Source organism: Pseudorhodoferax sp. Leaf265 (genome assembly GCF_001422365.1).
GTDB lineage: Bacteria > Pseudomonadota > Gammaproteobacteria > Burkholderiales > Burkholderiaceae_C > Pseudorhodoferax.
In genome coordinates this window covers 339314-358642 of the sequence record NZ_LMMT01000040.1, presented here as the reverse complement: position 1 = coordinate 358642, position 19329 = coordinate 339314, and the positions used below count along the sequence as shown (strand labels likewise).

Below are 19329 nucleotides of genomic sequence, written 5' to 3'. Positions count from 1 at the left end.
AGGAAGCGTGCCTGCTGGTATGCAAGATGGATGCACCAGACTGGCGCGCGGTGCTGGTCAGCGCACGGGTAAAGCGTAGTGCAGGCCGCCCTTGTTCCACAGGCTGTTCAGCCCGCGGGGCAGGCCCAGGGGCGTGTTGCGGCCCAGGTGGCGCTCGAAGATCTCGCCGTAGTTGCCCGTGGTGCGGATCGCGCGCGCGAGCCAGTCGCGCTCCAGACCCAGCAGCTTGCCCAGGTCGTCGCCGGTGCCCACGATGCGCTGCACGGCCGGCTCCTGGCTGCTGGCACGCAGCTGCTCCAGGTTGGCCTGGGTCACACCGAATTCCTCGGCCTCGATGAGGCCGTAGATGACCCAGCGCACGATGGCGGTCCATTCGGCGTCGCCGCGCCGGACCATGGGCCCCAGCGGCTCCTTGGCGACGATCTCGGGCAGCAGCACATGCAGGTCGGCCGCGGTCGCCAGGCGCGCGCGCAGCGAGGCCAGCTGCGACATGTCGCCGCTGTAGGCATCGCAGCGGCCGGCGAAGTAAGCGGTGTTGACCTCGTCGAAGTCCTCGAAGGCCAGCGTCTTGAGCTCCAGCCGGTGGTTGCGCGAGTACTCGGCCAGGTTGCGCACCGTGGTGGTGGCCTGCTGCACGCAGACGGTCTTGTCCTTGAGCTGGCGCGTCGAGCGGATGCGGCTCCTGGCCGGCACCATGAAGCCCTGGGTGTCGTAGAAGGCCACGGCCGTCATGTGCAGGCCCATGGACGCTTCGCGCGCCAGCGTGATCGTGGTGTTGCGCGACAGCAGGTCGATCGCGCCACTCTGCAGCGCCACGAAGCGCTGCGGCGCCGACAGGCCCACGTACTGCACCTTCTCTGCGTTGCCCAGCACCGCGGCGGCCACGGCACGGCAGAGGTCCACGTCGAAACCCTGCCAGCGGCCCTGTGCATCGGGTGCGGCAAAACCCAGCAGCATGGTGTTGACGCCGCACACCAACTGGCCGCGGGCGCGCACGGCCTCCAGCGTGGGGCCTGCACTGCAGGGGCCGGCCAGGGCCAGCGCGAGCAGCAGCGCCCCGCGGCGCAGCAGGACGGTGGGCCGGTGCAGGCAGCGGGGCATGCCGGTGCTTCAGCGGATCGGCAGCGCGTATTGCAGGCCGCCGTGGTTCCACAGCGCGTTGAGGCCGCGCGGCAGGCCCAGCGGCGAATCGGCGCCGACGTTGCGGGCGAAGATCTCGCCGTAGTTGCCCGTGGCGCGCAGCGCGTTGAGCAGCCAGTCGCGCTCCAGGCCGATCATCTTGCCGGTGTCGCCGCTGCGCCCCAGCATGCGCTGCACCTCGGCGTTCGGGCTGCTGGCGGCCTGCTGGACCACGTTGGCACGCGTCACGCCGTGCTCCTCGGCCGCGATCAGACCCTGGATCACCCAGCTGACGACGCTGGCCCACTCGTCGTCGCCGCGGCGCACCAGCGGGCCCAGCGGCTCCTTGGAGATCAGCTCGGGCAGGATCAGGTGGTCGGCCGGCAGCGGCGTCTGTGTGCGCCGGACCACGGCGAGGCTGGTGGCGTCGGCCGAGATGGCGGCGCAACGGCCGGCCAGGTAGGCCTCGGTGGCCTCCTTGAAGCGCGCAAAGCGCAGCAGCCTGAAGTCCATCTTCTGGGCGTTGGAGTACTCCTGCAGCGTCTGCTCGGAGCTGCCCGTGGTCGTCACGCAGATCGGCTTGCCGCGCAGCTGGCGCGTGTTGCGCAGCTTGCTGGCCGTCCGCACCAGGAAGCCCTGGCCATCGTAGTAGGTGACCACCGTGGCCCGCACGCCCATGCTGGTGTCGCGCGACATGGTGTAGCTGGCGGCGAAGGCGAGGATGTCGAAGCGCCCCTCGCGCAGGGCCGGCAACCGCTCGTCGACCTGCAGGTGCACGAACGTCACCTTGTCGCTGCTGCCCAGCACGGCGGCCGCCACGGCGCGGCAGATGTCCACGTCCATGCCCTCCCAGCTGCCGGGCGCGGTGCCGGGGTGCGAGAAGCCCAGCATGCCGGGGCTGATGCCGCACAGCAGGGCATCGCGCGCGCGCACAGCCTCCAGCGTGGGGCCCGCCTGCGTGGCGCCAGGCGCCAGCGCCAGCATGCCGAGCGCGATGGCCACGCGACGCCACCAGGCCGTCGTCGACTTCGTGCGCATCGCGGTCATATGGCCTGTCGCCGCATTCGTGAAGTGCGCATATCTTGTGCCAATCCTTTCGGGAATTTGGTATTGGGCGCCGGCAAATAGTAGCGCAGCACGGTGCATGCGGTGCGAGAACCTGGGATGGCTTGCATGCCGGCGGTGGGCCGGGCGGCCTCCTAGAATGGCCGTCTCCAGCCGCACGTCACGACCCGCATGAACGCTCCCGAAGCTTCCCGCGCCCGCCTGCCCATGCTGCCGCCCTGGCTGGGCCAGGCCGCTGGCCCCTTGCTGGTCATCGTGCTGGTGCTGGCGCTGGCGGTGTTGGCGATCGCCACCGACCACGCGCGCAGCCGCGAGCGTGCCCTGGTGGGAACACAAAACCTCACGCGGCTGATCGAGGCACAGCTCTCCGACAACTTCGACAAGATCGACGTCTACCTGCAACTGGTGGCATCGCGCCATGGGGCGCTGCTGCAGGGCAGCGCCACGGGCGGGGGTGGGGCGCTGCAGGTGCAGCCGCGCCTGGCGCGGGTCGACCTGCAAGACGTCGCCATCGCCGATGCCGACGGTGCCGTGCGGCTGCACACCGCGGCCTTGCCCGCGTCCATGGCGCAGGTCGGCGCGCAGGCGTTCTTCCGGCGCGCGGTGGCCGAACCGCGCGGCGCGCTGGTGGTGGTGGTCGGGCCGGTTCAGGGCGGGCCGGCCGGCGCGCAGGACGGTGCATCCCGCGTCGTGTTCGCCAGGGCGGTGCGCGATGCTGGCGGCGCACTGCGCGGCGTGGTGTTCGCCGGCATGTCCGGCACCCAGTTCGACCAGTTGTTCGACGGGGTCGATTTCGGCGCGCATGGTGCCGCCTCGCTGCGCACCGAGGATCTGCAGGCCGTGCACTACCACCCGGCGGTGCAGGGCGCGCCCGTCGGCGTATCGGACGGCTTGCGCCAGGCCGTGCGCCTGGCACCGGCGGAAGGCTCGTACGAGGCCGCGGGAACCGTGGACGGCCACCAGCGCCTGAACGCCTACCGGCGCCTGCGCGACCACCCGTTCTATGTGGTGGTGGGGCAGTCCATGCAGGACGCCATGGCCGGCTGGCGTGCCAACACGCTGATGGTGGCGGCGCTGGCGGGCCTGACGATCGTGCTCACGCTGTGGGCCTGGATGGTGCAGGTGCGCTCGTCGCGCCGCCAGCTGCGCGCGCTGCACAACCGCTTCGAGGCCATCGTGGAAACCTCGTCGGACAGCATCGTCAGCAAGACCCTGCAGGGACGCATCACCACCTGGAACCGCGGTGCAGAGCAGATGTTCGGCTACACCGAGGCCGAGATGCTGGGCCAGTCGGCCGCGCGGCTGGCGCCGGCGGGCCGGCGCGCCGAAGACGCCATGCTGATCGCGCGCGTGCAGCGCGGCGAGAGCCTGCAGGCCTACGAGACCCAGCGCATGTGCAAGGACGGCACGGTGATCGATGTGTCGATGGCGGTCTCGCCCGTGCTCGACGCGCGTGGGCGCATCGCCGGCATCTCGGTCATTGCGCGGGACATCAGCCGGCGCAAGGCCATGGAGGCGGAGATCCGCGCCATGGCCTTCAACGACCCGCTCACGCGGCTGCCGAACCGGCGCCTGCTGATGGACCGGCTGCGCCAGGCCCAGCTGTCCAGCAGCCGCCAGCGCAGCTACTTCGGCGTGCTGTTCATCGACCTGGACGGCTTCAAGCGCGTCAACGACAGCTTCGGCCATGAGGTCGGCGACCAGCTGCTGATCGAGATCGGCCGCCGGCTGCAGGCCGCGGTGCGCCAGCACGACACCGTGTCGCGGCTGGGCGGCGACGAGTTCGTGGTGCTGCTCGAAGAGCTCGGCGTGGACGAGAAGACCGCGGCCGACCATGTCAACACCGTGGCCGACAAGATCCTCGACGCGATCGAGCGCAACGACCAGCTGCGCGGCGAGACGCACCGCTGCTCGGCCAGCATCGGCATCCGCCTGCTGGTGGGCAGCCAGGAGAGCCCGGAGCAGGTGCTGATGGACGCCGACGCCGCGATGTACAGCGTCAAGCGCCAGCGCCGCGCGCTCAAGACCTTTGCCTTCGAATAGAACAGGGAGATTGCATGGCACACGAACACCACCACCATGACGACGACGCCACGCGCTGGAAGCACGACGGCGTGCGCGTGGTGCCCGGCAACCAGCTGGACGGCAACACCGCGCAGACGCCCGGCATGGACCGCAAGGCCGCGATCAACTTCGCGCGCGTGGGCGCCAGCAAGCTGTGGGCCGGCACCGTGACCATCCACGCCAACGCCAAGACCGGCGCCCACCACCACGGCCACCTGGAAAGCGTGATCTACGTGGTGCGCGGGCGCGCGCGCATGCGTTGGGGCGAGCAGCTTGAATTCACCGCCGAAGCCGGGCCCGGCGACTTCATCTACGTACCGCCCTATGTGCCGCACCAGGAGATCAACGCCAGCGCCACCGAGGCGCTGGAGTGCGTGCTGTGCCGCAGCGACGGGGAGGCCGTGGCCGTGAACCTGGACATCGCGCCCGTGGAGAAGCCCGACACCGTGCTCTGGGTCGATCCCACGCACCCGCACGGCGGGGTCTGATGTCCGGCGCCGATCAGCGCCGCTAATGGCGGATGTGATCGGCGGCGCGGGCCGCCGCGCCAGGGTCTTCGCTCGCACAATCCCGCCACACAAATCGCGGGAGGGCGGGCATGAAAGTGGTGGTCTTGGGCAGTGGCGTGATCGGCACGACGGCGGCCTTCTATCTGGCGCGCGACGGGCACGAGGTCACGGTGGTCGACCGCCAGCCGGCACCGGCCATGGAGACCAGCTTCGCCAATGCGGGCGAGGTCTCGCCGGGCTACTCCGCACCTTGGGCCGGCCCGGGCGTGCCGGTCAAGGCCATCAAGTGGCTCCTGATGCACCACAGCCCGCTGGTGATCCAGCCGCTGCTGAGCCCGGCCATGTGGCGCTGGAGTGCTTCCATGCTGCGCAACTGCACGGCCGAGCGCTACCGCATCAACAAGGCGCGCATGGTGCGCGTGGCCGAGTACAGCCGCGACTGCCTGCAGGCGCTGCGCGCCGAGACCGGCATCGCCTACGACGAGCGCAGCCAGGGCACCTTGCAGCTGTTCCGCGAGCAAAAGCAGCTCGACGGCACGGCCGGCGACATCGAGGTGCTGAAGCAGTACGGCGTGCCCTACGAGGTGCTGGACATGGATGGCTGCGTGCGCCACGAGCCCGCGCTGCAGGCCGTGCGCCAGAAGTTCGTGGGCGGTATGCGCCTGCCCGGCGACGAGACCGGCGACTGCTTCCTGTTCACCCAACGCCTGGCCCAATTGGCCGAAGGCCTGGGCGTGCAGTTCCGCTACGGGGTCAACATCCAGGGCATGGCCCAGGCCGGCGGCGACATCACGGGTGTGCGCACCGATGCGGGCCTGTTGCAGGCCGATCGCTATCTGGTCGCGCTGGGCAGCTACTCGCCGCTGCTGCTGCAGCCCCTGGGCCTGCACCTGCCGGTCTACCCGGTCAAGGGCTACTCGCTGACGTTGCCGATCACCGACGCCAAGGGCGCGCCCGAATCCACGGTCATGGACGAGACGCACAAGGTGGCCGTCACGCGCCTGGGCGACCGCATCCGCGTGGGCGGCACGGCCGAACTGGGCGGCTTCGACCTGAGCCTGAAACCCGAGCGCCGGCGCACGCTGGACCATGTGGTCAGCGACCTGTTCCCCACGGGCGGTGATCTGTCGCAAGCCAAGTTCTGGTGCGGCCTGCGGCCCATGACGCCGGACGGCACGCCCATCCTGGGCCCCACGCGCTACCCCAAGCTGTGGCTGTCCACGGGCCACGGCACGCTGGGCTGGACCATGGCGGCCGGCACCGGCCGCCTCATGGCCGACTGGCTGGCGGGCCGCCAGCCGGCCATCGACACCGAAGGCCTGAGTCTCGCGCGCTATTGAGCTACCGAGCGGACGCGTCGCCGCTGGTGGTGTGCACCACACCGCCCTCGGCCTGCGCCGCCTTGAAGCGCATCAAGAGCGCGTGCAGCATCTCGGTCGACAGGCCGTGGATGACCAGCCGGTGCCCCGCGCGCAGCGTGGACAGCGGCACCAGCGGGTGCTTGTTGTTGACCAGCACCAGGTGCTCGGGCGCGGCCAGCAGCGTGGCGCAGTAGATGCCGATGGTCTCGTCCAGCTGCAGCGAGTTGGCCGCGCGCCAGAAGTCGTTGTCGGTCAGCAGCAACTGGTAGAGCGGCGTGAACAGCTCGATGGCGCTCTGCAGGTCCAGGAAGTTGAGCCGGCCGCGCGGCATGTCCTCGAGCTGCAGGCCCGGGTCGCGCAGCATCGTGAGGTCCAGGTGCGCGGGCTTGCGCAGCTCCAGGCCCTGGTCGCGCAGCGCCTGGTTCAGCCGGATCACGAAGTTGAACAGGTTCAGGTCGTGCTTCAAGAACAGGTCGTCGCGCAGCGCGTCGATGTCGGCTGGCTCCAGCGGGCTCGTGGGCACCGGCGCGGGCGAGTTGCGCCCGATGAAGGCCAGCACCTGCGAGCCCAGGTGGAAGTGCCGCAGGATCAGCCAGTTCGCCTCGGGTGACACGAAGCGCTTGAGCCCCCAGACCAGCAGCCCGTGCAGCGCGCCCGAGTGCGACCAGTTGCGCGGGAAGAACACCTTGAGCACCTGCAGCAGCACGATGACCGTGCGCGCCAGCGGCCGCAGGAAGGGCAGCAGGTACTGGCGCGAGGCGGAGCTGGAGTCGGCCAGCCAGGCCGTCTTCACGGGGTCGGGCAGGGGCGTGCTCTGGTCCAGCCACAGGGCCAGCCAGGGGCTGGGGTCGCGGTCGTCGTGGGCGCGGGCCAGGAAGTCGGGCAGGAGCTTCTTGCTCATGGCGAAGGGCGCCCTTCGGTGACGTGCTGGAACTGCATCAGGTACAACGCCGCCGTGTGGCGCGCGGTGGCGACGATCTGTTGCGCGGCGCGGCCGCCTTCGTCCAGTGCCATGACCATCTCGACCGCCATGAGCCAGCGCGCCAGGTGGTTCTCGTCGTTGTGGCCGTGGTATTCCAGGAAACGGAAACACGCCGGCGGCAGCGGCAAGGCAGCGCGCAGCAGCGGCAGCAGGGCCGGCACGATGCGCTGGCCCGTGCCCTCGATGATGTAGATCGCACCCAGCAGGCCGAACGGATCGGGCGTGGCGGCCAGGCGGTGCAGGTAGGCGTTGAGCGCCTCGCCGCCCGGGTTGCGGCGCAGCGCGGCGATGTCGCCGGTGGTGCCGCCGGCTTGGCGGTAGTCGTCGAACAGGATCTGGAAGTCGTTCTGCTCCTCGCCGGCATGCACGCCGATCAGTGCGGCCAGGCCCTGGTAGGGCGCGCTCAGCGAAGCCGCCCCCTCGCGCATCCACAGGCTGCCCTCGCGCACCTGGGGCACCCAGTGCTCCATCCAGTTCAGGTAGTCGGGCACGGCGAAGCGGCGTTCGCGGATCTGCCGCACGAGCGGCGTGCGCCAGACCTCCGAGCGGTAGCCGTGCCAGATGGCGGCCAGCTCGGTCAGCAGGTCGCGCAGCGGCGCGGGGGCGGTCGCCGGGTCGTGCGGCGGGGCGATGCTGATTTCGTCCGGCGCTGCCACGCGCGCGGCCGGGCGTGCCGGGACGGGCGCATCGGCCTCCTGGACCTCCAGCAGCATGTAGGCCGCCATGAAGCGGCCCGACTCGGGCACGTAGCAGAACAGCTGCTGGCCGGCCTTGATTTCGCGCGTCTGCAGGAACTCGGCCAGCATCACGAGGATGGAGGCCGCGCCCGTGTTGCCGCGCCAGGCCAGGTTGCTGTACCAGCGCTCGCGCGGGATCGCCAGGCCCGCCTTGTCCATGAGGTCCTCGACCACCGGGATGAACTTCTCCGAGGAGTAGTGGCACAGGAAGTGGTCGACCTTGGACGGATCGAGCCAGCCGCCGTGCACGAGCTGGGCGTACTCGTGGATGCCGATGTCGAACAGGTGCGGCAGCAGCCGGATGTCCTGGCGCAGCGAGAGCGCGCCGGCCGCCTCGGCATCGGTCCAGGAGTCGAAATCCAGGTGGCCGCGCGCGCGGTCTTCGGTCAGGCCCAGCTGCATGCAGACCGGGTAGTCGCCCGAGAACGCGCGCTGGTGGACCCACTTGAGCTGCAGCCGCAGGCCGGGCGCCCGGGGCAGGGCGGCCTGGCTGTCGGAGAGCAGCAGCGCGCCGGCGCCGTCGGACAGCATCCAGCGCAGAAAGTGCGAGTCGAAGTCGGTCTCGTAGCCGCGCGCTGCGAAGCGCGAGCGCTTGAACAGCCGCGAGGGCATCTCCGCCGCCACGGCCAGCGCGGCGCGGTGCGCACCCAACTGCACGCCCTGCGCGGCGGCCTGGATGGCCGAGACACCGGCTGCGCAGATGCCGTGCACCGACAGCGTCTCCATGGGCGGCGCGGCGAGTTCGCCCTGCACCATGTTGGCAAAGCCCGGCATCAGCGTGTCGCCGCCCGAGCTGCCGGTGGCCAGCAGCGAGACGTCGGAAAGCAGGCGGCCTGCGCGCTGCAGGCAGTCGCGCACGGCATGGGCCGCCATCTGGGCGTTGCTGAAGACGGTGCGGCCTTCGGTGTCGATGGCGTAGTAGCGCTGCTGGATGCCGTTCTCGGCCAGGATGCGGCGCTGGATGCGCGAGGACATCCGGTTCAGCGGCGCGATGTAGGCGTCCATCTGCGCATTGGCCACGGGCTCACCGGGCATGAAGTAGCCGGCGCTCTGGACGAAGACACGGTCGAAGGTGACGGGCATGTTGTGGGTCAATGTGTTGTGGCCGGCATCAGCGAGCGGCTGCGGTAGCGCGGCAGCACGCTGCCGAGCACGAACACACGCAGCATATAGGGCACGAGGCCGCCTTCGTTGAGGGCCGGATCGACGCGCGCGCGGTAGTGCGCATGGTGCAGGCCGCGCAGTTCGGACCAATGGGCGTGCGGGTGCTCGTGGTGGGCGGTGTGCAGGCCGATGTTGAACAGCAGCGGATTGAGCCAGCCCTCGAAGTTGCGTGCGTAGTTGAGCCGGCCCTGCGGTTGGCGCCCGCTGGCGCTGCCGTCGGCATGCGCGTGCTGCAGGTAGTTGGTGGCCAGCAGCCAGTGCAGGCCGTGCAGCTGCGGCACGATCACGAACAGCAGCGCCTTGCGCCAATCGAGCGCCAGCAGCAGCGCCCAGGATCCCAGCCACACCGCGTACTGCGCCATGCAGTAGCGGAAGGCGCCGGGCTGGTGCCGATGGAGCCGGGCCAGCCAGCGCAGGAACAGCGGGTACAGCACCCAGGCCGCCTGCAGCGGATGCAGCAGGTAGCCCAGCAGGTGGTTGGTGTCGCCGCCGAAGCGGTAGGTGCGCGCCACGTCCTCGGGCCCGTGCCGGTGGCGGTGGTGGTTGGCCACGTGGGCCGGCCAGAACACGAAGCTCGGATGGCCTTGCAGCAGCGTGATCCAGAGGTCGGTGGCGCGGTTGGTGCGGCGCCCGCGCCACATGCGCAGGTGCGTGTGGTTGTGGTGGATCACGCCGATGCCCAGCGTGAGGAACAGCATCAGCGCGTAGAGCAGCAGGTGGAAACCATGGATCCATTGCCAGGCGGCCAGCGCCGGCAGCGCCACCAGGTAGAGCAGGCTCTGCCAGTCGCTGCGGTGGCGCAGGCGCGGGAGCCGGTCAGCCCTGCGCACGCCGGGCCTGCCTGCGCCGCCAGGCGGCGATCTGCGGATCGGCGGCATCGGCAGGAAGCCGCGTGCCGAACAGGCGATCCATGAACGTGAACTGGAAGCCGTAGTTGCCCGCATGCGCCGCATGGTGCAGGTGGTGGCGCCGGCTGGCCGCGAACCAGTGGCCGTAGGACACCTGGGTGAAGAAGTCGTAGTTGGCGTGGCCGATGTTGTTGAGCACGAGGCTGAACACCGGCACCGAGGCCAGCGCCCAGAAGCTGAAGTCGTGCAGCACCATGGGCAGCAGGATCACGTTGCCCAGCATGGCCGCTTCCACCGGGTGGAAGCTGTAGGTGGACCACGGCGTGCTGACCATGGAGCGGTGGTGCGGGCCGTGGAAGCGCTTGAGCCAGCGCGTGTGCAGCAGGCGGTGGTTGATCCAGAAGTGGATGTCGTTCCAGACCACGAGCACCAGGATCTCCAGCGCGATGCGCCAGCCGCTGGGGTCGACCGCGAAGCGGGCCCAGCCCAGCTGCAGCAGGCCCCAGGGAAAGACCATGCCCAGCCCGAAGACCAGCACCGAGCCGCCTGACTGCAGCAGTTCGCGCCGCAGCTGCTCGGACGTGACCGGCCGGGGGTCGAGCACGCGGCCGATGCCCAGCGCCGGCAGCAGGCGGCGCGTGAGCAGCCAGTTCAGCGCGCCGAAGACGAGGTAGATGCCGCCGAAGAACAGCAGGCCCCAGGCCATGACGGCCGGCATCGAGAGGGATTGGAAGGCTTGGCCCATGGTTGCGGGCCGAAGGATAGCCCAGCGCCATCCCCTCCCGCGCTCAGAGCGTGCCCAGCACCTCGTCCAGCCGCTCGACCAGCAGGTCTGCATGCTCGCGCTGGAACACCAGCGGCGGGCGGATCTTGAGCACGTTGGCATCGGGTCCGGTCGCGCTCAGCAGCACCTGGCGCCGGCGCAGGCCGTTGACGACCTTGGCCGCCTCGGCCGTCGCCGGCGCGCGCGTGGCGCGGTCGCTCACGAGTTCCAGGCCCACGAACAGGCCGGCACCGCGCGCCTCGCCCACGATGGCATGGCGCTGGCCCAGCGCGGCCAGCTTCTCGCGCAGGTAATTGCCCACGTTGAGCGCATTGCGCTGCAGGTCGTTCTGCTGGATCACGTCGAGCACGGCCGAGGCCGCAGCCATCGAGACCGGGTTGCCGCCGAAGGTGTTGAAGTAGCGGCTGGCCTGGCCGAAGGCTTTCATGACCTCGGGGCGTACCGTGAGGCCCGCGACCGGGTGGCCGTTGCCCATGGGCTTGCCCATGGTCACCATGTCGGGCACTACGCCGTGGCGCTCAAAGCCCCAGAAGGCCTCGCCCGTGCGGCCGAAGCCGGGCTGCACTTCGTCGGCGATGAACACGCCGCCGGCCGCGTGGATGGCTTCCACGGCCTCGCGCAGGAAGCCGGCCGGGGCCGTGAACACGCCGTCGCTGGAGAACACGGTGTCCACGAGCAGGGCAGCGGGCTTGAGGCCATGGGCCTGCAGGTCGGCGATGGCGGCGCGCACGCCGTCGGCGAAACGCTTGCCGGTCTCGGCATCGCCGCCCGTGGGCGCATCGACCAGCCGCACGTTGTCGCCGATGCGCACGTACTGGCCCAGCGAGGGCGAGGCGCAGGCAATGGCCGAGGTCACGCCGTGGTAGGCGAAGCGCGTCACGATGAGGCCGGTGCCGCCCGTGTGGGCCGTGGCGATGCGCATGGCCAGGTCGTTGGCCTCGCTGCCCGTGCAGGTGAAGGTGGCATGGCCGAGTTCGGCCGGCATGGTGGCCAGCAGGCGCTCGGCGTAGTCGAGGATGCCTTCGTGCAGATAGCGCGTGTGCGTGTTGAGCACGGAGGCCTGGCGCGCGATGGCTTCGACCACCTCGGGCCGCGCATGGCCCAGCGGCACCACGTTGTTGTAGGCGTCCAGCCAGGGCGTGCCTGCGGCGTCGTAGAGCCACACGCCTTCGCCGCGCACGGGGTGGAAGGGCTCTTCGTAGAACAGCCGGTAGGCCGGACCCAGCAGGCGGGCGCGGCGCGCGAGCAAATCGACGGTCGATGTCTCAGGCATGGGTGGTCTCCTGGGTGCGGCAGGCCGCGTGGATGGCGTCCTGCACCTGTTCGGGCGTCAGGTCGGCGCAGGCCTGCAGCCTGGCCCACGACACGGCGTTGTTGCGCATCAGATAGGGCGCGTTTTCGGGCTGGCGTGCCGCGCGCCACCCACTGATCGCCACCACCATGGACAGGCGTGCGCGCACGAGGTCGAGCAGCGCCATGGTTTCTGCGTCGGTCAAGGGCGAGACCGCGTGGTAGTCGGCCGCGAACTGCGCGATGGTGGCCAGCGCATCGCCCTGCTCGTCGATGTGGTAAGAGGCTGCGACGGCCAGGTCGTCCACGAGCGGCGCGTGCACCATGTCGCCGAAGTCCAGGATGCCGGAGACACGGGCAGGATCGGCCGGGTCGACCAGCAGGTTGTAGAGGTTGAAGTCGTTGTGGATGGGCTGGCGGCGCAGGCCAGCCAGCTTCGGCTTGGTGCGCTGCTCGAAACCGGCCAGCGCGGCCTCGGCCAGTGCGCGGCGGGCCGGGTCGGCCACATGCACGAGCAGCGGGCGAACGCGGTCGGCGCGCTGGATGTCCCAGGGCAGCTCGCGCGCGGCGGCCGGATGCTCCAGGCCGGCCAGCGCACGGTCGAGCCGGGCCAGCATGCGGGCCACGCTGCTGCGCTGCGCGGCCGAGCGCGGCGCCTGCGGCATGGGCAGGCCTTCGAGGTAGCTGAACACGCGGGCCACGCGCGTGCGGCCTTCAGCATCCTGGATCTGCGCTGAGGGTGCGCCGTGCCGATCCGGCAGCAGGCGCTGCACGGGCAGGCCGGGGTCGGTGCGCGCGACATGCAGCAGCGCCTGGGTCTGGAAGTCCGCCACGAGCGGGTCTTCGTCCGGGTGCGAGAGCTTGAGCATGCAGCGCGCGCCGCCGCCGGCCGGCTCCAGCAGGAAGTTGGCATCGCGCTCACCCGTGAGCGGCTTGAGCTGGCCCTGCATGCCGTACAGGCGTTGCAGCAGGTCGGCCGCCCAGTCGGTGGCGACCGGGGCCGGCGGGGCGGTCAGCACGGCGGCCTCGGGCAAGGCCGCGCGGATCGCGGCGTCCAGGTCTTCCATGCTCAGGCCGCCTTCTCGAACCCGCCCAGCGCGCTCGCCAGGTTGGGCCCCAGGTCTTCCGACAGGTAGCCGCCTTCCTGCACCAGCACGGTCGGCAGGCCCAGGCGCGCGATCTCGCCCAGGATGCGGCCGAAGCCGGGCGTGCTGACGGCCAGCATCTGGTAGGGGTCGTGCTCGTGCGCGTCCAGGCCCAGGGCCACGACCAGCGCACCCGGCGCGTAGGCGCGGATGGTGGCCAGGGCCGTGGCCAGCGCCGCCAGGAAGCCTTCGTCCTGCGTGCCGCGGGCCAGTGGCAGGTTCAGGTTGTAGCCCAGGCCTTCGCCTTCGCCGACCTCGTGCGCATGGCCTGTGAAGAAGGGCGTGCAGAAATGCGGGTCGCCGTGCAGCGAGATGGTCAGCACATCCTTGCGGCGCCAGAAGATGCCCTGCGTGCCGTTGCCATGGTGCACGTCGATGTCCAGGATGGCCACGCGGTCGTGCTGCTGGCGCAGGTGCTGGGCCGCGATGGCCGCGTTGTTGAGGTAGGTGAAGCCGTTCGCGCGGTCGGCATAGGCATGGTGGCCTGGAGGGCGGCACAGCGCGTAGGCGGCGCGTTCACCGTCCAACACCAGCTGGGCCGCGTGCGTGGCCACGTGGGCCGACCAGGTCGCGGCATGCCAGGTGTGGCGGCCGATGGAGCAGGCCATGTCGCCCATGTGGTAGCCGGCCTGGCCGACCAGGCTGTCGGGGTAGGTGAAGGGCTGGCCCGGGAAGGGGTGCACGTTGGGCATCACCTCTTCGGACGCGCCTTCGAGCTGCTGCCAGCGCTCCCAGGCGGTCTCCAGGAAGCGCAGGTACTGCGGCGTGTGGATCGCGGCGCGCGGGCCGGGGCCGTGGTCCGCGGGCGCGAGGATCTCATGGCCCTGCGCGCGGGCGGCGTTCAGCAGCAGCGTGCCGCGCTCGGGCTGCTCGTTGCTGCGCTTCATGCGGCCGCGCACGATGAACTGCTGGGGGTCGTGGCCGACGTGCTGGTCGCTGTAGATGACTTTCATGTTGGGCTTTCAGTATTGGGGTTCGACGGTCCAGCTGATGGGGACCTCGGCCACGCTGGCCGAAGCGGGGAGTTCGAGCACGGTGCGCGCGATGTGGGCGATGTCCTCGGGCCGCGTGGCCTGCTGCTGCTGTTCGAGCGGCAGGCCGGCCACCATGTCGGTCGCGACGAAACCGGGGCACAGGGCTGTGCAGCGCACGCGGGCCTCGGCACCGCAATGGCGGATGCCATGCGCCAGCGAGAGCACCGCGGCCTTGCTGAGCGCGTAGAGCGAGGCGTCGGCATGGCGCACGCGCTTGCCCGCGAGCGAGGCCATCACCAGCACCTTGCCTTCGCGCGCGGCCAGCAGGTGAGGCCAGGCCTTGCGCGTGAGGCGTAGCGGCGACTTGACGTTGACCTCGAGCAGGCGGTCGACTTCGTCGTCGTCGGCCGCGACGACCGAGCGCGTGGACAGGATGCCGGCGTTGTGCACCAGCACGTCGATGCCGCCGAAGTCGCGCACGGTGGCGGCCACCCAGTCGGTCTCGCTCTGCTTGTCTTCGGCGTCGAAGCGGTAGACGCGCAGCTGGTCGGTGCTGCAGCCGGCGTAGGCGTCGGTGGCGCTGCGTGCGCCCACGCTCACGCGCCAGCCGTGGGCCAGCAGTTCGCGGGCGATGGCCAGGCCGATGCCGCGGGTGCCGCCGCTGACCATGGCGATGCGGGTGCGGTTGCTCATGTTGTTAGCCTCTCTACTGGCGTGGCCGAGCGTAGCGATGGCCCGCATGTGACCCCGCGCCCACCCCTGTGCCCACGCCGAGGAGCGCAGTGGACTGGGCGGCGCGGGGAACCTCGCGCTTCAACATCTGACTCATTGCACTTGTTCGAGCTGAGTGAACGCAGTGAACGGTGCGAGTTGTGCAATGCGCCCAGGCCGCGAGCACCGCAGGTTGCCCGGAGCGCCAGCGCAGGGACGGGGGCACCGGGGCCGCCTTCTCTTTGGTTACTTTCTCTTGGCGGAGCAAGAGAAAGTGACTGCGCTGCCGGGCGCACATCCCGGCCTCTGGTGTCTGCAAGAAACACCACGTCTGATCGAGGTGAGGAGGCGGGGATTTCGCCCCCGCACGACGACTGACTTTTCTTGTCTCGCCAAGAAAAGTAAGCAAAAGAAGGCGACCCCGGTGCCCCTGTCCCTGCGCTGGCGCTCCGGGCAACCTGCGGTGCTCGCGCCATGGGCTGCATTGCGCAACTCATGCTGTTCACTTCGTTCACTGCATTCGAACAAGCGCAATGAGTCAGTTCACAAAGCGCGAGGTTCCCCGCGCAGCCCATGGCACTGCGCTCCTCGGCAGGTGCACAGGGGGAAGTCCCACACGGGCCATCGCTGCGCTCGGCCTGGCGTTCGGGCCGTCGCTTCGCTCGGCCGATGTTCTTGGCGGGGCTGCGCATCTCAGTTCTTGAACAAGCCACTGGCATGCGCCTTGGCATCTTCGAGGTGGAAGCGCAACGCATGCTGCACCGCATCCACATCCCGCCTGGCCAGCGCATGGGCGATCGGCCGGTGCGTTTCGGCCAGTTCCTTCAGGTCGCCGTAGCTGTCTTCGCTGAGCGCCAGGAACATGCGCACCTCGGTCTGCATGTTGTCGAACAGCCGGTGCAGGTAATGGTTGCCCGAGAGCGCACTGATCGCGAAATGGAAGTCCAGGTCCAGCGCCACGCGCTCCTGCGAGGCCAGGGTCTCGGCGCGCTCCACCATGTCGTTCACGCGCGCATCCATCGCCGCCAGCTCGGCGTCGCTGGCATGCTGGCAGGCCAGCGCGGCGCCCAGCAGTTCGAGCTGGATGCGCACCTCGTAGAGGTCGTTGACCTGCTTGGCCGAGACCGTGCGCACGGCAAAGCCGTGGCGTGGCCGCGAGACCAGCAGGCCCAGGCTCTCGAGCCGGCGCGCGGCCTCGCGCACGGGTGCGCGGCTCACGCCCATCTGCCTGGCGAGCTCGGCCTCGACGATGCGCTCGCCGGGCGCGATGCGGCCCGACAGGATGGCTTCCTGCAACTGTGCCTCGACCACGCCGACCAGATCGGGCACCTGGATCGAGGAGAAGGCGGGCGGTGCGGCGGCCTCAAGCCGGCTGGTGACCATGGTGTGCTCCCTTTGTCTCGTGTGTTGGATCTAGACGGGCCTGCGCGCCCGCGCGAGGTACACCCCCGCGACGCCGATCAACGCCATGCCGACCAGTGCCAGTGCGTCCGGCGGCCGCTGGAACCACAGCGTGCTGATCAGCACGGCCAGCAGCAGCTGCACGTAGTTGAGCGGTGCCAGCGTGGCCGCGCCGACGCGCCGGAACGCGGCCAGCAACAGCAGCTGGGCGCTGCCGCTCACGGCGCCGCCGGCGATCAGCAGCGCCATCTCGGGCCAGGGCGGCAGCGTGACGTGCGGCATGAACAGCACGGGGATGTTGGTGACGATGAGGCAGGCCAGCGCCATGTGGGCGAACTGGACCGGGCCGGGCACCAGGCCCGAGAGCTTGCGCGTGAGCACCTGGAAGATGGCGTAGCAGACAGCCGAGACGGCCATCAGCAGCGTGCCGACCAGCGGCAGGCTACCGCCGGGCCGCACGATGCACAGCATGCCGGCGAAGCCCAGCAGCACGGCCGTCCACTGCGCGCGGCCCACGCGCTCGCCGAGCAGCCAGGGCGAGAGCACGACCATGATCAGCGGGGCCGTGAAGTAGATGGCCGTGGCCTCGGCCAGCGGCATGGTGACCAGCGCCGTCATGAAGCAGGTGGCCACGATGGCCAGCGACACGCTGCGCGCCATGAGCAGCTTCTGGTGCGGCTGGCGCCACAGGCGCAGGTCGCCATGGCGCAGCAGCACCAAAGCCAGCGCGCCGATGGCGGTGTAGCGGCCCAGGTTCACGACGGCCGGCGCGTAGTGCGCGACCATCTGCTTGGCGAAGGCGTCGTAGGCCGCGAACAGCACCAAGGCGCCCAGGAACAGCGCGATGCCGGTGGCCGCGCTGTCGCGTGGCACCGATGTCGAGGCCGGTACGGAACTCATGTCGCTTGAGCGAGCATCGCTCCCAGCAGCACGTTCGCCCCGGCCTCCAGGTGCTTGGGATCGGCGTCCTCCACCTCGTTGTGGCTGATGCCGTCCCTGCAAGGCACGAAGATCATCGCGGTGGGCACGCAGCGCGCCATGTAGACGGCGTCGTGGCCGGCGCCGGTCACGATGTCGCGCTGGCTCAAACCGCGCGCGATGGCCTCGCTGCGCACGCGCTCGACCAGCGTGCGGTCGAAGGGCGTGGGCGGGAATTCCTGCACGAAGGCGATGTCCACCTGCACGGGCGTGCCCGTGGTCTTGCCCGCGGAGAGCGCAGCGGCCGCTGCGCGAAAGCGCTGCTCCATCTGGTCCAGCAGCGCGGCATCTTCATGGCGCAGGTCGACGGTGAACGTGACGCGGCCCGGGATCACGTTGCGCGAGGCCGGGTGCACGTTGACCACGCCCACGGTGCCGCGGCCCAGCGGGGCGAACGCGGGATCGTTGGCGATGTCGACCACGGCCTGCATGAGGTGGGTGGCGGCGTACAGCGCGTCGCGGCGCAGCGCCATGGGCGTGGGGCCGGCATGGGCCTCCATGCCTGTGACCGTCACGTCGTACCAGCGCAGGCCCAGCGAGCCCGTGACCACGCCGATGGTGGTCTCCGCGGCCTCCAGGATCGGGCCCTGCTCGATGTGGGCCTCCAGGTAGCTGGCGGCCTGCACGGTGCCGATGGGCGCGCTGCCCGCGTAGCCAATGGCCACCAGCTCGTCGCGCACGGCCTTGCCGTCCACGTCGGTGGCCGAGAGCGCAGTCTCCAGCGGGAACACGCCGCAGTGCACGCCCGAACCCATCATGACGGGCACGAAGCGTGTGCCTTCCTCGTTGGTCCAGATGGCGAGCGCGAGCGGCGCCTCGGTCTCGATGCCCCCGTCGTTGAGCGTGCGCATGACTTCCAGCCCGGCCATCACGCCGAAGCAGCCGTCGAAGCGGCCGCCCGTGGGCTGGGTGTCGATGTGGCTGCCCGTCATGACCGGCCTGAGCGAAGCGTCGCGGCCCGGCCGCACGCCGAAGATGTTGCCCACTTCGTCGACCGTGATCGCGAGACCGGCCTCGCGCATCCAGCCGACCACGAGGTCGCGGCCCTGGCCGTCCAGGGCGCTCAGCGCGAGCCGGCAGTTGCCGCCCTTGGGCGTGGCGCCGATCTGGGCCAGATCCATGAGGCTCTGCCAGAGCCTCTCGCCGTTGACCGAGACCGTCATGCGTTCAATCCTTCCAGGAAGGCATCGAGTGCGGCACCGATGGCCTCCACCATGTAGCCGCCTTCCTGCACCACCACGGTGGGCAGGCCCAGGGCGCGCACGCGCGCACCGGCCAGGCGGAAGGCTTCCATGTCGAACTTGAGCACGCTGATCGGGTCGTCCTTGTAGGTGTCGAAGCCCAGCGGCAGCACCAGGGCCTGGGGCGCGAAGCGCTCGATGGCGGTCACGGCCTGGTCCAGCGCCTGGGCGAACTCGGCGTTGCCGCTGCCATGGGCCAGCGGCAGGTTCAGGTTGCAGCCTTCGCCGGCACCGGCGCCGCGCTCGTGCGCGTAGCCCGTGTACCAGGGGTAGTAGCCCGCGGGGTCGGCGTGCGTGGAGACGGTCAGCACGTCGCCGCGCTCGTAGAAGATCTGCTGCGTGCCATCGCCGTGGTGGGCGTCGATGTCGAGCACGGCCACGCGCGCATGCGTCTGGCGCAGCGTGGCGGCGGCGATGGCGCTGTTGTTCACGTAGCAGAAGCCACCCGCGCGTGCGTGCTGGGCATGGTGGCCCGAGGGGCGGCACAGCGCGTAGGCCAGGCCGCCGCTGGCGCGCACGGTCTCGGCCGCGGCCTGCGCGGCATGGGCGGAGCGCAGCACCGAGCGCCAGGTGTGCGGGCCGATGGGGCAGGACAGGTCGCCGATGTACCAGCCGGTCTGCGCCACCACCGAGGGCGAGGGGCAGGGTCCGCTGCGCGGGCCGTGCGGCGAGAGGTTGGGCAGCACCTCGGGGCCGGGTTGCAGGCCGAAGGCGCCGGCCTGCTGCCAGCGGGCGTAGGCCGTTTCCAGGTAGTTGAGGTAATCGGTGCTGTGCACCAGCTCCAGCGCGGCACGGCCGGCCTCGGGCGGCGCGGCGACCGTGATGCCGCGCTGGGCCAGCGTGCCCATCAGCGCCTCGGCGCGCGTGGGCAGGTCGGTGGGCTTGCAGATGACACCCAGGCGCATGTACTGCTGCGGGTCGTGCAGCAGCTGGTCGTCGGAGAAGAAGGCCTGCAT

Annotated in this window: 17 protein-coding genes; 3 read left to right on the top strand and 14 right to left on the bottom strand. The window is 70.4% G+C overall.

Features of this window, described 5'->3' with window-relative positions; translation table 11 throughout:
• Positions 1-57: 57 nt before the first annotated feature.
• Together ASF45_RS33060 and ASF45_RS33055 are read right to left on the bottom strand one after the other, a co-directional pair.
• On the bottom strand, positions 58-1101 hold the full coding sequence (locus tag ASF45_RS33060; protein WP_056673809.1) for an amino acid ABC transporter substrate-binding protein: 1044 nt from the start codon (positions 1099-1101) through the stop codon (positions 58-60).
• 9 nt (positions 1102-1110) lie between these two features.
• Positions 1111-2157 carry an amino acid ABC transporter substrate-binding protein gene (locus ASF45_RS33055; protein ID WP_056674411.1) on the bottom strand — a complete coding sequence of 349 codons (1047 nt, stop codon included), beginning with the start codon at positions 2155-2157 and terminating at the stop codon, positions 1111-1113.
• A gap of 198 nt (positions 2158-2355) precedes the next feature.
• Here ASF45_RS33055 and ASF45_RS33050 point away from each other — a divergent pair, with 198 nt between their 5' ends.
• The 3 genes from ASF45_RS33050 to ASF45_RS33040 all read left to right on the top strand — a co-directional run bounded on the left by ASF45_RS33050 (position 2356) and on the right by ASF45_RS33040 (position 6097).
• Positions 2356-4227: a diguanylate cyclase domain-containing protein gene (locus ASF45_RS33050; RefSeq protein ID WP_156473274.1), complete on the top strand. Its 1872-nt coding sequence runs from the start codon at positions 2356-2358 to the stop codon at positions 4225-4227.
• A gap of 14 nt (positions 4228-4241) precedes the next feature.
• On the top strand, positions 4242-4736 hold the full coding sequence (locus ASF45_RS33045) for a cupin domain-containing protein (RefSeq protein WP_056673803.1): 495 nt from the start codon (positions 4242-4244) through the stop codon (positions 4734-4736).
• 110 nt (positions 4737-4846) lie between these two features.
• Positions 4847-6097: a D-amino acid dehydrogenase gene (locus ASF45_RS33040; RefSeq protein ID WP_056673800.1), complete on the top strand. Its 1251-nt coding sequence runs from the start codon at positions 4847-4849 to the stop codon at positions 6095-6097.
• A gap of 1 nt (position 6098) precedes the next feature.
• On the opposite strand, the gene ASF45_RS33035 is transcribed toward ASF45_RS33040, so the two are convergent.
• The 12 genes from ASF45_RS33035 to ASF45_RS32980 all read right to left on the bottom strand — a co-directional run bounded on the left by ASF45_RS33035 (position 6099) and on the right by ASF45_RS32980 (position 19329).
• Positions 6099-7019 (bottom strand): hypothetical protein, encoded by a 921-nt coding sequence (locus ASF45_RS33035; RefSeq protein WP_056673797.1) that lies wholly within the window; start codon positions 7017-7019, stop codon positions 6099-6101.
• Positions 7016-8920, bottom strand: coding sequence for a beta-ketoacyl-ACP synthase III (locus ASF45_RS33030; RefSeq protein ID WP_056673795.1), 1905 nt, complete (start codon positions 8918-8920; stop codon positions 7016-7018). The genes ASF45_RS33035 and ASF45_RS33030 overlap by 4 nt, the downstream gene beginning before the upstream one ends.
• 8 nt (positions 8921-8928) lie before the next feature.
• Complete coding sequence (locus tag ASF45_RS33025; RefSeq protein ID WP_082551409.1) at positions 8929-9879, bottom strand: fatty acid desaturase; 951 nt, start codon at positions 9877-9879, stop codon at positions 8929-8931.
• Positions 9818-10594 carry a sterol desaturase family protein gene (locus ASF45_RS33020; protein WP_056673789.1) on the bottom strand — a complete coding sequence of 259 codons (777 nt, stop codon included), beginning with the start codon at positions 10592-10594 and terminating at the stop codon, positions 9818-9820. The genes ASF45_RS33025 and ASF45_RS33020 overlap by 62 nt, the downstream gene beginning before the upstream one ends.
• Before the next feature lie 43 nt (positions 10595-10637).
• Positions 10638-11906 (bottom strand): aspartate aminotransferase family protein, encoded by a 1269-nt coding sequence (locus ASF45_RS33015; protein WP_056673786.1) that lies wholly within the window; start codon positions 11904-11906, stop codon positions 10638-10640.
• Complete coding sequence (locus ASF45_RS33010; protein ID WP_056673783.1) at positions 11899-12990, bottom strand: phosphotransferase; 1092 nt, start codon at positions 12988-12990, stop codon at positions 11899-11901. The genes ASF45_RS33015 and ASF45_RS33010 overlap by 8 nt, the downstream gene beginning before the upstream one ends.
• A 2-nt stretch (positions 12991-12992) precedes the next feature.
• Positions 12993-14021 carry a histone deacetylase family protein gene (locus ASF45_RS33005; RefSeq protein WP_056673780.1) on the bottom strand — a complete coding sequence of 343 codons (1029 nt, stop codon included), beginning with the start codon at positions 14019-14021 and terminating at the stop codon, positions 12993-12995.
• Between the two features lie 9 nt (positions 14022-14030).
• On the bottom strand, positions 14031-14735 hold the full coding sequence (locus ASF45_RS33000; protein WP_056673777.1) for an SDR family oxidoreductase: 705 nt from the start codon (positions 14733-14735) through the stop codon (positions 14031-14033).
• A 711-nt stretch (positions 14736-15446) separates the two neighbouring features.
• Positions 15447-16136 carry a GntR family transcriptional regulator gene (locus tag ASF45_RS32995; protein WP_056673774.1) on the bottom strand — a complete coding sequence of 230 codons (690 nt, stop codon included), beginning with the start codon at positions 16134-16136 and terminating at the stop codon, positions 15447-15449.
• Positions 16137-16166: 30 nt separating this feature from the next.
• Positions 16167-17054 carry a DMT family transporter gene (locus ASF45_RS32990; protein ID WP_056673771.1) on the bottom strand — a complete coding sequence of 296 codons (888 nt, stop codon included), beginning with the start codon at positions 17052-17054 and terminating at the stop codon, positions 16167-16169.
• Positions 17051-18295, bottom strand: a complete 1245-nt coding sequence (locus tag ASF45_RS32985) for a Zn-dependent hydrolase (protein ID WP_056673768.1) — start codon at positions 18293-18295, stop codon at positions 17051-17053. The genes ASF45_RS32990 and ASF45_RS32985 overlap by 4 nt, the downstream gene beginning before the upstream one ends.
• A complete protein-coding gene (locus tag ASF45_RS32980) occupies positions 18292-19329 on the bottom strand; it encodes a histone deacetylase family protein (protein WP_056673766.1) in 1038 nt (345 codons plus the stop codon). Before ASF45_RS32980 ends, ASF45_RS32985 begins: the two co-directional genes overlap by 4 nt.

What these genes read in the sequence shown, in the direction of transcription:
- ASF45_RS33060 (WP_056673809.1), bottom strand. Translation starts at nt 1,101, where the DNA reads ATGCCCCGCTGCCTGCACCGGCCCACCGTCCTGCTGCGCCGCGGGGCG.
- ASF45_RS33055 (WP_056674411.1), bottom strand. Translation starts at nt 2,157, where the DNA reads ATGCGCACGAAGTCGACGACGGCCTGGTGGCGTCGCGTGGCCATCGCG.
- ASF45_RS33050 (WP_156473274.1), top strand. Translation starts at nt 2,356, where the DNA reads ATGAACGCTCCCGAAGCTTCCCGCGCCCGCCTGCCCATGCTGCCGCCC.
- ASF45_RS33045 (WP_056673803.1), top strand. Translation starts at nt 4,242, where the DNA reads ATGGCACACGAACACCACCACCATGACGACGACGCCACGCGCTGGAAG.
- ASF45_RS33040 (WP_056673800.1), top strand. Translation starts at nt 4,847, where the DNA reads ATGAAAGTGGTGGTCTTGGGCAGTGGCGTGATCGGCACGACGGCGGCC.
- ASF45_RS33035 (WP_056673797.1), bottom strand. Translation starts at nt 7,019, where the DNA reads ATGAGCAAGAAGCTCCTGCCCGACTTCCTGGCCCGCGCCCACGACGAC.
- ASF45_RS33030 (WP_056673795.1), bottom strand. Translation starts at nt 8,920, where the DNA reads ATGCCCGTCACCTTCGACCGTGTCTTCGTCCAGAGCGCCGGCTACTTC.
- ASF45_RS33025 (WP_082551409.1), bottom strand. Translation starts at nt 9,879, where the DNA reads ATGCCGCCGATCCGCAGATCGCCGCCTGGCGGCGCAGGCAGGCCCGGC.
- ASF45_RS33020 (WP_056673789.1), bottom strand. Translation starts at nt 10,594, where the DNA reads ATGGGCCAAGCCTTCCAATCCCTCTCGATGCCGGCCGTCATGGCCTGG.
- ASF45_RS33015 (WP_056673786.1), bottom strand. Translation starts at nt 11,906, where the DNA reads ATGCCTGAGACATCGACCGTCGATTTGCTCGCGCGCCGCGCCCGCCTG.
- ASF45_RS33010 (WP_056673783.1), bottom strand. Translation starts at nt 12,990, where the DNA reads ATGGAAGACCTGGACGCCGCGATCCGCGCGGCCTTGCCCGAGGCCGCC.
- ASF45_RS33005 (WP_056673780.1), bottom strand. Translation starts at nt 14,021, where the DNA reads ATGAAAGTCATCTACAGCGACCAGCACGTCGGCCACGACCCCCAGCAG.
- ASF45_RS33000 (WP_056673777.1), bottom strand. Translation starts at nt 14,735, where the DNA reads ATGAGCAACCGCACCCGCATCGCCATGGTCAGCGGCGGCACCCGCGGC.
- ASF45_RS32995 (WP_056673774.1), bottom strand. Translation starts at nt 16,136, where the DNA reads ATGGTCACCAGCCGGCTTGAGGCCGCCGCACCGCCCGCCTTCTCCTCG.
- ASF45_RS32990 (WP_056673771.1), bottom strand. Translation starts at nt 17,054, where the DNA reads ATGAGTTCCGTACCGGCCTCGACATCGGTGCCACGCGACAGCGCGGCC.
- ASF45_RS32985 (WP_056673768.1), bottom strand. Translation starts at nt 18,295, where the DNA reads ATGACGGTCTCGGTCAACGGCGAGAGGCTCTGGCAGAGCCTCATGGAT.
- ASF45_RS32980 (WP_056673766.1), bottom strand. Translation starts at nt 19,329, where the DNA reads ATGCAGGCCTTCTTCTCCGACGACCAGCTGCTGCACGACCCGCAGCAG.